Origin of the sequence: Pedobacter foliorum, assembly GCF_013266735.1 — a bacterium.
Classification (GTDB): domain Bacteria; phylum Bacteroidota; class Bacteroidia; order Sphingobacteriales; family Sphingobacteriaceae; genus Pedobacter; species Pedobacter foliorum.
On the sequence record NZ_JABSNU010000004.1, the window covers coordinates 165,445 to 178,510 of the forward strand.

Below are 13,066 nucleotides of genomic sequence, written 5' to 3' on the forward strand. Positions count from 1 at the left end.
AATGAGGACAAGCTTCTGAAGCATAAAGATAAATAATGAACAATTTTTTAAAAATATATTTCTGGCAAGTTGTTTCAATATTGTTTAATTTTGCTGCGGTATTTGTGGTTACTCCATACATATCTTCAAATCAGCCTCTTTATGGGATTTATGCCATAGTTACTTCCGCCTATTTATTTATCTCTTATGCTGACTTTGGTTTTTTGAGCGCGGCTATGAAATATGCATCCGAAAGTTTTGCTCAAAAAAATATCGTTGAAGAAATCAAGGTGATTGGTTTTGCCGCAATGGTTTTTCTTTTGTTTATAGTATTATATGGTATCGGTATTCTCCTAATCTCTATATCACCATGGGTACTCGTAAGCAATCTTACTAATGAGAGAGAAATCTCAATTGCCAGAGATCTGTTGTTAATTTTGGCATTTTTTTGCCCGGTTTTCGTTCTTCAAAGAATTCTTCAAATCATATTCGGTGTAAGGCTACAAGATTATAAATTTCAACGAATATTAATCGTTTCCAATTTAGTTAAAGTGCTATCTGTTTTTTTCTTTTTTGGAGGGGGTAAATATTTAATTGTAGAATATTTTTTATTCTCACAAATTTGCACAGTATGTGCAGTTATTGTTGGGCTTTTAGTTGCTAAGAAATTTTTAAAATATGATTTGAATTTATTGTTTAAGTCTATAAGACTATCAAAGGAGCAATATCAAAAAACTAAGAAACTAGCCTATACATCCCTTTTTTTAACATTTAGCTGGATTTTGTATTATGAGTTAGATACTTTTGTCATAGCCAAATTTTTAGGACCTAACGCAGTAGCAATATTCGCTATAGCCTTAACAATAATGACTTATTTTAGAACCGTATTTGGTGTTTTTTTTTCGCCCTTTATTGCAAAATTCAATCACTTTATTGGAGTAAAGGATTATGATGGTTTAAAAGATTTCTTTTTTAAAGTTTTGATTGTTTTCATCCCAATAACAGTTTTGCCAGTATTGAGTGTTGTTTTTACAATTAAGAATTTTATTTTAACTTGGGTTGGCTCTGGATACGAAGGTTCTGTACAGCTTGCCCAAGTTATGTTAATGAGTTATTTGCTTAGTTTTATAACCTATCCAGCTGGAATTTTAATCATTTCTAACGAGCGAGTAAAAGCATTATACTTTACTAGTGCGTTGCAACCATTTATTTACTGGTTAGGTATACTAATTACCTACCCATTTTTAAAGCTAGAAGCTTTTGCTTATTTTAAGTTCATTGCATTTTTTGTCGAGGCAATTGTATATATTGTTTATGTGGTTTATTTCTTTAATACCACCTTTTTGAAGTTTTTCAAAAAAGTATTTATTCCAATTATTCCAGCTTGTGTAACTGTAATTGCTTTGATTTATTTCTCGAGGTCATTTTGGCCTGTTGAACATAATAAGGCCAGTTTGCTTCTTTACTTTAGCTATATTGGTATAGTAGTTGTGATAGGTTTGACGGTGGTTTACTTTGTTTCTAATCCTTATAAACTATTTATAAATAGCATTTACAAAAAAGCAACCGATAAATTTTTATAAATGTCTGAACGCAATAACATGGTAATCTAAATTATGGTTAGTTTTATACTAAAATTAGTTTCAAATTTTTTTTTGAGTGGGTTGTATAGTTTGAAAAGATGTTTTTTGTTAGCAAAAAATCAGACTGAAAATCCAACATCTAGATTTTACAATGGCTCTTTGGTTTATAACTCTAAATTGGGGAAATACAATGTGATTTTTAATCATACTAATGTTGGCAATTCTATAATAGATTCACATACCTACATTCAAAAGAATTCGAATGTCTTAAACGCTAAGATTGGTAAATATTGTAGCATTGCCTCAAATGTGACCATTGGCCCTGGCCTCCACAGAACCGATGGTATTAGTACACATCCAGCATTTTTTTTAAAGAATACCCCACTCGTTAAAACCTATTGTAAAGTCGATAGTTTTGAAGCTAATAAACAAACTGAAATTGGTAATGATGTTTGGATTGGACAAAATGTAGTGATCTTAGATGGAGTTAAAATTGGAAATGGTGCAATTATAGCTGCGGGGGCGGTCGTGGTTAAAAATATCGAACCTTATTCTGTTGTTGGCGGTGTACCATCAAAACATATTAAATATCGTTTTGATGCCCCGACGATTTCACTTTTAGAAAAGAGCGAGTGGTGGAATTATCCTGAAGATTGGTTTGAAAAAAATGGACATATGATGAGGAATAGCGATGAATTTATAAATTATTTGAAATGTTTATAAAAAAAGTTTATGACTACATTTATTATAAAGCTTATTATTTGATAAACTCTAAAAGTTTTGCATTTTTGGCCCCAAGTGCAAGGGTACAGAAGCTGTTGCGGATAGAGGGAAAGCAAAATATAAGCATTGGAAATAATGTTATTATCCAAAGGTTAACTTGGTTAGCTGCCGTGCCGTTAACCGGTGCTCATAAATGTAAACTAACAATTGGTGACGGAACCATAATTGGACATTTTAATCATATTTATGCCACCGGAGAAATTATAATAGGTAAAAATGTGCTCACTGCTGATAAAGTTTATATAGCAGACAATCAGCATAATTATGAGGATATAAATGTGCCAGTACTTAAGCAATCTATAAAACAATTTCCTGCAATTACGATTGGTGACGGAACATGGTTGGGAGAAAACGTTTGTGTAATTGGAGTGAGTATAGGAAAGAATTGTGTAATTGGCGCAAATTCAGTTGTAAATAGGCCCCTGCCCGATTATTGTGTAGCTGTCGGGTCTCCGGCTAGAATTATTAAAAAATATAACTTTCAATCAAAAGAATGGGAAAAGATATAAAGAAAATATTGATTACAGGTGGAGCTGGTTTCATTGGTTCAAACGTTGCACGTAACCTTTTGCAGAATGGGTATGAAGTAAGTATTTTGGACAATTTTTTGCCCCAAATCCACGGAGATAAAAATGAGCTTTCTGAAGACTTAAAAGGTCGGGTAAAATTAATATATGGTGATGTTGCTGATCCGGAAGTTTTGTATGCAGCACTTCAAGATCAACATGCCGTTATTCATTATGCAGCAGAAACGGGCACTGGACAATCCATGTATAATATAGCGCATTATACCAATATTAATATCCAGGCCACTGCAAATTTGTGCGAATATATAATAAATGAAAAACACGCGATACAAACCGTAGTAGTGGCTTCATCAAGATCTATTTACGGTGAAGGTAAATATAATTCTAAAGCCTTTGGTAATGTTTATCCTAATGGTAGAACCTATCAAGATATTAAAGAGAGTTTTGATGTAAGCTGCCCCATTTCGGGCAACTTCGATCTCGAATTAATGGCAACAGACGAAGATTCTGCTATACACCCCTCTTCTTTTTACGGTATTACCAAGCAAGTTCAGGAGCAAATGGTAATTTTAGCATGCAGGCTGAAAGGAATAAATGGTTTTGCATTAAGGTATCAAAATGTTTACGGTCCTGGGCAATCTTTAAAAAATCCGTATACGGGTATTTTATCTATTTTTTCCCGTCTAGCTCTGCAAAATGAAGAAATAAATATTTTTGAAGATGGATTGGAAAGTAGAGATTTTGTCTATATAGATGATGTAGTAAAAGCAACTATAAAATGTTTGGATCAAAATATTACAGGACAATATATTTTAAATGTGGGCAGCGGTGTACCCGTTTCTGTTATAGAAGTGGCAGAGGAAATAGTTGACTTTCTAAAAAGCTCCTCTGTAATTAAGATTTCTGGTGCATTTAGAGAAGGCGATATCAGACACAATTATGCTGACCTTAAATTGGCGAAACAAATAATTAACTTTCAACCAGACTGGTCCTTTAAAAAAGGTTTACACCAATTTTTAGCTTGGGTACTCGAACAAAAAGATATTCCGTCTAATACAAGTGATTATAAACGATCTTTAGGGGAACTAAAAGAAAAGGGGTTACTTAATGTATAGTCCAATACTCCCTTTAGTAAGCATTGTCTTTACGAGTTACAACCATAAAGAATTTCTTGAACAAGCTTTAGACAGTTTAATTAGTCAGACTTATCCTAATATAGAAATCATTATTATTGATGATTTTTCTACAGATGGCAGTCAAGAAATTTTGAAGCGGTACGAACATCATGTAAATGTTCATTTAAATCTTTCAACTAAAAACTCTGGAAGTTATGTGAAGGCAAGTAATTTGGGGGCATCTTTAGCAAAAGGTGAATATTTATTATTTGCACAATGTGATGATTTTGCAGAGCCAAACCAGGTAGATAGGCTAATGGCGCCCTTACTAAAATATGAAGATATTGGGGTGAGTTTTTGTAGGAGTAATATGATCGACGAGAATGGGACTGTCCTGGGAACCGATTTTGATGTGAGAGAAATTGCTTTTAAAAAAGCTTTCAGTTCTGATAATAGGATCTTAGGGAAACAAATGCGGACTTTTCTATCTAAATCATGCGTAATACCTAATTTAAGTGCTGCAATAATTAGAAAGGCCCTCTACGAAAAAGTGGGCAGATTGTCAGCGAAATATTTGGTTGTTGCAGATTGGGCTTTTTGGCTAGCTTTATCTGAAAATTGTGACTTTTATTATACAACGACTCTTCTAAATAATTTCAGACAACATAATACAACCATTAGAAGTACTATCAAAATTAAGAAGCAAATTCTGGAACTTTATGAAGTATTCTACAATCATATAAAGGAGTATGAAATTTCCGGAAAAGAAAGGAAAGAGTTTGAAATCGGCGCTGGAGCTATCTTTTTATCTTATTTCAATGAGGGAAAAGTTGCTTGGTTAAAGGGGTTCCCAAGTACAGTTAAAGAAACAAGCAAATTTACAAAATTTAATATCTGGTATCTCTTTTTAGGATTCATATATAAGATGAGATCGTTTTTAGCTAGAAGATTGTAATTTATAAGTATCTTGGCTGTTAGTTTTGACTAACGGCTCTCATTCAAACCAAAAAATAATTTTGCGTACTATTGAACTTAGATATATCTAATTAGATGAACTAAGGAAAATTTTGCGGCATTATTAATTTTATACTATCATGAAACACAATAAGTTCAAATTTTCAATAATCATTCCAACGTATAATCGGGCTTTGTTGCTAAAGCGATGTTTGGATTCTTTATGTAGTCAAACATATAGGGATTTTGAAGTTATTGTTTGCGATGATGGTTCTACCGACGAAACGAATGAGATTATCAATCAATTTGAAGATAAGCTACAGCTTAAATATATATATGAGGCAAATTGGGGAGGTCCAGCACGACCACGAAACAATGGTATAAAAGAATCATCAGGGGATTGGTTGTGCTTTTTAGATTCTGACGATTGGTGGCGAAGTGATAAATTGGAGAAATGTATACCCTTTTTAAATGATTATGACATTATCTACCATGACTTATTCGTGGTAAGTGAAACTACTTCAGGTGAAATTGATAAGGCATCTGTATTTAAAACCCGTTCTTTAGAGGGCGATATGTTGCGAGATTTACTGATTAACGGGAATCCTATTGCAAATTCAAGTGTGGTTGTTAGAAAAGAAATCATTGATCTAGTGGGAGAAATTACTGAGGATAGAAATTTAATAGCTATTGAGGACTTCGATTATTGGGTAAGAATAACTTTTCATACTAAACGCTTTCTATATATTCAAGAACCCTTGGGCTATTATTGGCTCGGTAGCAACATTTCACAACGCTTGTCACATATAGAAAAGGAAAAGTTTTTTTTCAAAAAACACTCTTCCCAATTATCAATTGTAGACCAGAAAACCGCTCGAAAGGTTTTAAATTATAGAATAGCTCGACTCTATCATATTAATGAAGAATATCAAAAAGCATTTAAGAGTTATTTAAAGGCAATTACAACTAAAGCTCGAATTAAATACTTCGTTAATCCTATTATTGGTTCTTTACTTGCAATCTTAAATGTTAAAAAGTAATCGCATAACTACATTCTTAATTATCCTAATGTTTTTTATACAATATTTAGGGGTAGGAGTATATGCTCACATACTTATATTTTTTATGATTTGTGTACAAATAGGACTGCGCAAGTTTTCGCCGATAACTAATTTTGATATTGTATTTGTTTTAATTTTGTGTTTTCTTTTTCTGATTAAAACATTGAATATTTCCTTATTGGATAGCTTTTTGTTATGGAAATTTTATTTTGGATTTATCTTATTTTATATCTTTTTTAGAATATCTAAATATCAAATAGACTATAGATGGCTTTTTATTCTCACATGTATAGTATCTGTTATTGACTTTGCACTTATCAATTCTATTGTGCCAATTGGGCTGATGAAAAACGTCCCCGGAGGAGAATTGAATGTTTCTGCCCAAGAGCTAAAGGGAGCTTATTATCGATCTTATGGTCTAGGAAGCAGTCCAACTGTATCCGCAACTATTGTTGTTGTACTGTTAGCTTCAATTTTTTACCATCAAAGAAGACAGTATAAAGACATCTACGCTCTATTTGCTACAGTACCCTTAATAATGTTTGGTTCTGGAACAGGATTTGTTCTTTTTCTTATCTTTTTGTTCATGCGCTATAAATTATTTGAAGGGAAGAAATTATTATTTGGGACGTTAATCTTAGTGCTGTTTGTTGTGGCCATAACATTAATAGACCAAAATGAGAACGGTGGATTATTATCCAGGATGTCTATTGTCTATTATAACTTTCTTTTCGATTTTAAAATGGAACAAATTGCTGAAGTTATTACTAAAATTCATATTTCTTTAGTTCAGGCCTTGTTTGGATACAGCTACAAACCTGATGAAGGATTAAGAATTATGTCTGATTTTGGTTGGCTAGACATGCTTGAAACATGGGGGTATATTGGGATGGCTTTACTATGGATCTTTGTTATAGTAAAAAAGAAACTTAAAGACCCACCTGTGCTCCTGTTGATGATTAGTGCCCTCCATTATCCTGGTTTGTTTTCAATTCCTGGACAAATAATTATGGGTGCTTTACTAGCTGTAGTATCAAGAGATACTTATTTGAAGTCAGAAGTGGAATTAAAATTGAGCGGTTATGAAAATTCTAATTCTTGAGGACTCATCTCAAACAACATATGGAGGCGGGCAAAAAATATCTAAACTTGTTTGCAAGGCCTTAAGTCAGCGTAATGAATTATTGCTAATGGACTATGCTTCGGATAGCTTGTTTATACAGGATGTGAAAGGCTATGTTCAGGTCGTCTATTTCGCAGGATATAAATTCTCAAAAGAAAAATTTATCCAGCGATTTTACCAGGCCGTTGCATTTGTAAAAAGTTTTTTCAAAATTTTAAGGATCTTAAAAGATCAAAAAGTGGATGTTTTATATACAACGACGAAACTCACTTTATTTCTTGCTTATTTTATAAAAGTCTATACAAGAACTCCATTCATATACCATGCTCATATGTCTTCAAAAAGGACTATATCTGGTCGAATAAGCGTAAACTTTATGCGTTTTTCTAAGTTAGTTATAGCAGTCTCAAATTATGTAAAGGATACGATTCAAGAGCTAAATGCAGACATTAAGATACAAGTTGTATATAATCCAATTGAATTTTCAGTGAAGAAAAAAAAAATAGCACTTGATAATGATCGGTTTGATATTGCTTTTTTCGGAACAGTCAGGGCGGAAAAAGGAGTTGTTACACTTATAGAGGCAGCTAAAAATTTAATTTCAAACAGCAATATTCATTTTCACATTTTTGGAGATGGCCCACAACTGAATCAATTGAAAGCACATTCTTTAGATAATGTAACTTATTATGGGCATGTTGAAAATGTGGATTCCTATTTAGACAAGCTGGTCGATATTCTTGTTTTACCTAGTGTTATACCAGAAGCTTGTCCAACAATAATACTTCAAGCTATGTCGAAAGGGATACCTGTTATTACCACTAATTTTGGGGGGCAGAAGGAGTTAATTCAGGATGGTAGAAATGGTTTTTTAATAGAGCGGAATTCGATTAATCAATTAGTTGATAAAATCCTAATTTTAATAGGAAATAAATCGCTTTATGATAACATATCTTCTAATAATTTAATTGATATTTTGAAGAAGCCCACAATTGAAGAATATGAGACTCTTATCGAAAAGTGTTTCGAAGGAGAATAAATTAAGATTTTTTGAATAAATATAAAGATATAATGAGAATCTTACAATTGACTAAACATTATCCCCCTTACTTTGGTGGTATAGAGTCCGTTACTTATGATTTAACCGAGGGATTAAATAAGTCAGGCATAATTTGTGATGTACTTTGCTGTAATGACAAGAATGTTGAGAAAATAAATAAAATAGACAATTATTTAATCAAACGAACTGCCAGTTTTGGAAAATTATTTTCTACATCTATTTCTCCTTCGTTAATTTTTTCTTTGAAGAATTGTTGGAGGAAATATGACATTATTCACGTTCATTGCCCAGATCCATTAACCACTTTAGCTTTATTTTTAGTTCGCCCAAAGTCAAAAATTATTGTTCATTGGCACAGTGATATTGTTAAACAAAAATATTTGCTTAAGTTATTTATCCCACTTCAAAATTGGTTGCTAAAAAGGGCAGATGCTATAATTGGAACAACAGATTTTTATATCAAGTATTCGCCACAACTTGCAAAGTTCCTTAATAAGACTGTATGTATACCGATAGGTATTTCTGGTAAAATCATGAATGCTTCTGAAGATAAAGTTAAAGTTATTCAAAGTCAATATTCTAATAAGAAAATTGTATTTACGCTAGGACGATTGATATATTATAAAGGATTTGAATATCTAATAGAAGCTTCTAAATATTTACCAGATGATTTCGTTGTTTTAATTGGTGGAGCAGGAGTATTGAAAATCTCTTTGCAAAGCCAAATAGATAGATATGGGTTATCAGAGAGGGTCAAATTAATTGGCAGAATTAAAGATGAAGAGCTGGGGGATTATTTTGCTGCATCAAACATATTTTGTCTGCCGTCTGTAGAACGTTCTGAAGCGTTTGGTGTAGTCTTATTAGAGGCAATGCAAATGGGGAAGCCAGTAATTGCGACTGAAATAGAAGGCTCTGGAGTTTCTTGGGTAAATCAACATGGAGTTACCGGTTATAATGTGCCTGTAAGAGATCCTGAAGCTCTTGCGCAAAAAATTATCGCTATACTCTCTGATGAAGATTTGTGTCGACAGTTTTCAGTAAATTCAAAAAAACGGTTTTTAAATTATTTTACCGCGGATAAAATGGTTACTGAAGTCCTAAAACTATACCAGTCTTTAATGATTTAGTGGAAATGAATCCACTCCCAATATCTAGAAAATGGGTATATTTTTTGATAAAGAGAGAAAAAAAATTAACCAACAGGTTCCATCTGTAATTAAAAATAATATCACTAATTGGTGATATCAGATAATTTTCAGTATTTTTGGCATTATTATAGTTCTTTTGCTCTCAAATAATTCCTACCTATGCTTTTCACCCTTATTTACCTTACCAGTCTTTTAGTTGTAGCATTTGCTATACCGCCAATCATAACAGTTTCTCTAAGAAAACGGTTATTTGATGATCCAAATGAGTCAAGGAAGATCCATAAGCGTATTATTCCAAATTTTGGTGGGGTAGCAATATTTACAGGGTTTCTATTTTCCTGTTCAATATTTATTCCATCGCAATTATTGCCAGAGGCTAATGTCTTAATGGGTGCAGGTCTTGTTCTTTTTATGATTGGATTAAAGGACGATATCATAGGCTTAGGCCCAGGTATCAAATTTGTTGCGCAGTTTGTTAGTGCTTGTATTGTTGCAATGATTGCTAACATAAGACTAATTGATCTGCACGGCATATTTGGAATTTATGATATGCCCTATTATGCTGGTGTGATCTTAACTGTTTTTTTTATTGTCGGAATTGTAAATGCTTTTAATTTAATTGATGGCATTGATGGTCTTGCCGGATCAATAGGACTAATTCTTTGTGTGGTATTTGGCGTACTTTTTTATAAGTCAGGAGATTTGGGGTGGGCATACCTTTCAACTAGCTTAGCCGGGGCATTGTTAGGGTTTTTATTTTTTAACGTAACGCCTGCTAGGATTTTTATGGGAGACTCCGGCTCTCTTTTGTTGGGTTTTGTTGCTGCCGTACTAAGTATCAAGTTTATGAATGTTAGTCTTACTGAAAGTGTTCTTGTAGGGCCATTTAAAATTACTTCAGGTCTGGGATTAGTTTCCGCCATTTTAATTATTCCTGTTTTTGATACTTTACGTGTTTTTACATTACGAATCTTTCGGGGTAAATCTCCATTTACTGCAGATAGTAACCATATTCATCATCGTTTGCTTTCTCTTGGTTTAAGTCATGTGCAGGCAACCTTAGTGCTTGCTTCAGTGAATGTTGTTTTCATAATTGCAGCACTTTCATTACAAGGCATTGGCGATGCTCAACTTGTCAGTTTATTTATGTTTTTAATGTTAAGCTTAAACGGTATTTTAAGTTTGTTTATAAATAGATTCAAAAGAAGAGAATTTATTTTTTCTACAAATGTTGCAGCCTCAAGTTCGTTGAAATCAGAAAAAAGCTTTGCTGATAAGGTTTTAGATAAAATATCTGAGAACTAATTTTGCCCTATTTCTTATGAATAAGTAAAATGACATGTCAAATTTTGATAATTCGGCATTATAGTTGTTGGGCTTGGGTTTGGCTAAAACTGTCCAATAAGAAAAACTGAATGAATAGAAGTATACTAATTATCTTTTGTCTTATTTTACTCAATTCTTGTACCAAGGATGTTCGCAATCAGGTGGAGGTTTATAGTAATGATTTTGAGCAAAGTGACCTGGAGAATATCTTAAATGGGGTTTTAACAACCTATAATAATACTAGAGTAATAGGCCGATATAATAATGGAGGGTTTTCTCTTTCTCTTAAAGATTTACCAAAGCATGATTTGGTAGAAGTCACTTTTGACTTGTATATTCATGACAGTTGGGACGGAAATCAAAATAAAGATAATATAGATGGTCCGGATATCTGGAGATTAATCATTGATGAAAAGGAGTACATTAATACAACCTTTTCTAATAATCCATGTATTACCGGGCAGGCATGTATACCACAGTCATATCCTAATGACTATCCAAACTACAATAATGTTTCCAGGCAGGGTGCTTATAGAATCAATCTTCCGGGCGTATGTCACAATGTAGGAGGAACCACACTTTACAAGATTAAAAAGAACTTTAGTCATTCCAAGTCATCTCTTTTAATGCAATGCCTTGATAAATTGGTGCAGACCAACAGCGACGATCCACTTTGCGATGAAAGCTGGTCTGTTGATAACATTAAAGTTAAAGTAATTAGCTTATGAGGTGGCTTAAATTTACGCTATTTGCGTCATTAACCCTTGTAACAACGGCTATTTACGCTCAGACTATACCAGTCGGAGCTAAAGGGCTTGAAGATTATTATCGCAGGGAACAATTAAAAGGGAACCTAGATTCTTCAGTTTCTTTTACTGTAAGACCAATTGTCCCGAATTTGTCGTTTAAGAAGGAAAATGGTTTTTATCCGGATTCTGCGGAGGTTAGGTATAATTTGCTTGAAACAGAAAGTGAGTGGACGGATGGGAAGTTTAGAGCGAAGCTCCTGCCCATTACTTTTCAAACGCAGTTTAATAGTCACCATCCATACGGATGGAATGATGGTGCAATGATTCCTGCGAAGGGACTTCAGATGTTACTAAGTCCAGGTATTTATGCCGAATACGGTCCATTAAGCATTCAATTTCAACCTGAAATTGTTATCGCTGGAAATTCGGGGTTTGAGACCTTTAATAAAGATCACTATGATATTATTTTTGCCCGTTATTATGATTTTTATAACAAAATAGATTTGCCGGTTAGATTTGGAACCAAAGAGTATTCAAAAGCTTATTGGGGACAAAGTAGTATTCGATTAAATTATAAAGGCCTTTCAATAGGTGCTTCTACCGAAAATCTTTGGTGGGGACCGGGAATGCGAAATTCCTTGCTGATGAGCAATACCGCTCCTGGATTTAAACATTTGACATTTAATACAACCAAACCTATCAATACCCCTATAGGATCATTTGAAGGGCAATTAATAGCTGGTAGGTTAGATGGATCCGGATACGGCCCTCTTGAACCCAATAAAATGTATTTAGGTTCACCTCTTTATGTGCCTAAGCCAAATGATTGGCGTTATTTGTCGGGAATAGTACTAACCTGGCATCCAAAGTGGGTTCCGGGATTATTTTTAGGTTTAACAAAGAGTTCACAAACTTATAGTAAGGATTTGAATAGTTTCTCAGACTATCTACCCTTTTTCTCATCTAATAAAACAATAACTGCGGATGAACCGCTTAATAAGCGAGACGAAAGGGGATCTTTATTTTTAAGGTGGTTATGGCCTGAAGAGCAGGCTGAAATGTATTTTGAGTATGGGCATAACAATTATTCAGGCGATTTTCTTTTAGAACCGGCTAATTCAAGAGCATATATTTTTGGCGTAAGAAAATTGCTGCCATTTAATCGTTCACGTAATGAAAATATCTTATTAGGTGTTGAAGTTACTCAGATGGGCGATGCTTCGCTTGACAATGTGCTGAAGGCATCGGGTTGGTACAATAGTGTTAGTATTCCTCATGGGTATACCAATAGAGGGGAGGTTTTAGGTGCCGGTATTGGGCCAGGAGGAAATATGCAATCGGTAGAGGTGAGCTGGATCAGTGGCCTAAAGCGGTTAGGCCTTCAGCTGGAGCGATATGTACATAATACTGATTTTTATTATTATGCTTATATAGATTCTAAGGATTATAGAAGAAACTGGACTGATTTTAGCCTTGCGGCTAATGGAGAATGGAATTATAAAAATTTTATCTTTAATGCCCGACTTCAGGCTATTCAATCTTTAAACTATCAGTGGTATCTAATTCAGCAACCAGGAGAAAAATATATGGTTCCAGGGAAAGATGTATTTAATTTACAATTACAAGCGGGTTTAACTTATAGATTTTAAGGGCAA

Annotated in this window: 12 protein-coding genes; all 12 read left to right on the top strand. The window is 33.6% G+C overall.

The annotated features are described in order from the left end of the window. Positions 1-35 precede the first annotated feature (35 nt). The 12 genes from HQN83_RS10530 (at position 36) to HQN83_RS10585 (ending at position 13,060) form a co-directional block, all read left to right on the top strand. On the top strand, positions 36-1,562 hold the full coding sequence (locus HQN83_RS10530) for a lipopolysaccharide biosynthesis protein (protein WP_173090299.1): 1,527 nt from the start codon (positions 36-38) through the stop codon (positions 1,560-1,562). A gap of 105 nt (positions 1,563-1,667) precedes the next feature. After that, positions 1,668-2,285, top strand: a complete 618-nt coding sequence (locus HQN83_RS10535) for a CatB-related O-acetyltransferase (RefSeq protein ID WP_173090300.1) — start codon at positions 1,668-1,670, stop codon at positions 2,283-2,285. Next, a complete protein-coding gene (locus tag HQN83_RS10540) occupies positions 2,276-2,854 on the top strand; it encodes an acyltransferase (RefSeq protein WP_173090301.1) in 579 nt (192 codons plus the stop codon). Before HQN83_RS10535 ends, HQN83_RS10540 begins: the two co-directional genes overlap by 10 nt. Then, complete coding sequence (locus tag HQN83_RS10545; protein WP_173090302.1) at positions 2,839-3,987, top strand: NAD-dependent epimerase/dehydratase family protein; 1,149 nt, start codon at positions 2,839-2,841, stop codon at positions 3,985-3,987. Before HQN83_RS10540 ends, HQN83_RS10545 begins: the two co-directional genes overlap by 16 nt. Beyond that, positions 3,980-4,942 (top strand): glycosyltransferase, encoded by a 963-nt coding sequence (locus HQN83_RS10550; protein WP_173090303.1) that lies wholly within the window; start codon positions 3,980-3,982, stop codon positions 4,940-4,942. Before HQN83_RS10545 ends, HQN83_RS10550 begins: the two co-directional genes overlap by 8 nt. A gap of 139 nt (positions 4,943-5,081) precedes the next feature. After that, a complete protein-coding gene (locus HQN83_RS10555; RefSeq protein ID WP_173090304.1) occupies positions 5,082-5,981 on the top strand; it encodes a glycosyltransferase family 2 protein in 900 nt (299 codons plus the stop codon). 28 nt (positions 5,982-6,009) lie between these two features. Beyond that, on the top strand, positions 6,010-7,104 hold the full coding sequence (locus HQN83_RS10560; RefSeq protein ID WP_173090305.1) for a hypothetical protein: 1,095 nt from the start codon (positions 6,010-6,012) through the stop codon (positions 7,102-7,104). Further along, positions 7,085-8,164 (top strand): glycosyltransferase family 4 protein, encoded by a 1,080-nt coding sequence (locus tag HQN83_RS10565; protein WP_173090306.1) that lies wholly within the window; start codon positions 7,085-7,087, stop codon positions 8,162-8,164. Before HQN83_RS10560 ends, HQN83_RS10565 begins: the two co-directional genes overlap by 20 nt. A gap of 11 nt (positions 8,165-8,175) precedes the next feature. Next, positions 8,176-9,315 carry a glycosyltransferase gene (locus tag HQN83_RS10570; protein WP_217277374.1) on the top strand — a complete coding sequence of 380 codons (1,140 nt, stop codon included), beginning with the start codon at positions 8,176-8,178 and terminating at the stop codon, positions 9,313-9,315. A 180-nt stretch (positions 9,316-9,495) separates the two neighbouring features. Beyond that, positions 9,496-10,641 (top strand): MraY family glycosyltransferase, encoded by a 1,146-nt coding sequence (locus HQN83_RS10575; protein WP_173090307.1) that lies wholly within the window; start codon positions 9,496-9,498, stop codon positions 10,639-10,641. A 110-nt stretch (positions 10,642-10,751) separates the two neighbouring features. Beyond that, on the top strand, positions 10,752-11,390 hold the full coding sequence (locus HQN83_RS10580) for a hypothetical protein (protein ID WP_173090308.1): 639 nt from the start codon (positions 10,752-10,754) through the stop codon (positions 11,388-11,390). Next, entirely contained in the window at positions 11,387-13,060 is a 1,674-nt protein-coding gene (locus HQN83_RS10585) for a capsule assembly Wzi family protein (RefSeq protein WP_173090309.1), read from the top strand. The genes HQN83_RS10580 and HQN83_RS10585 overlap by 4 nt, the downstream gene beginning before the upstream one ends. Positions 13,061-13,066 lie beyond the last annotated feature (6 nt).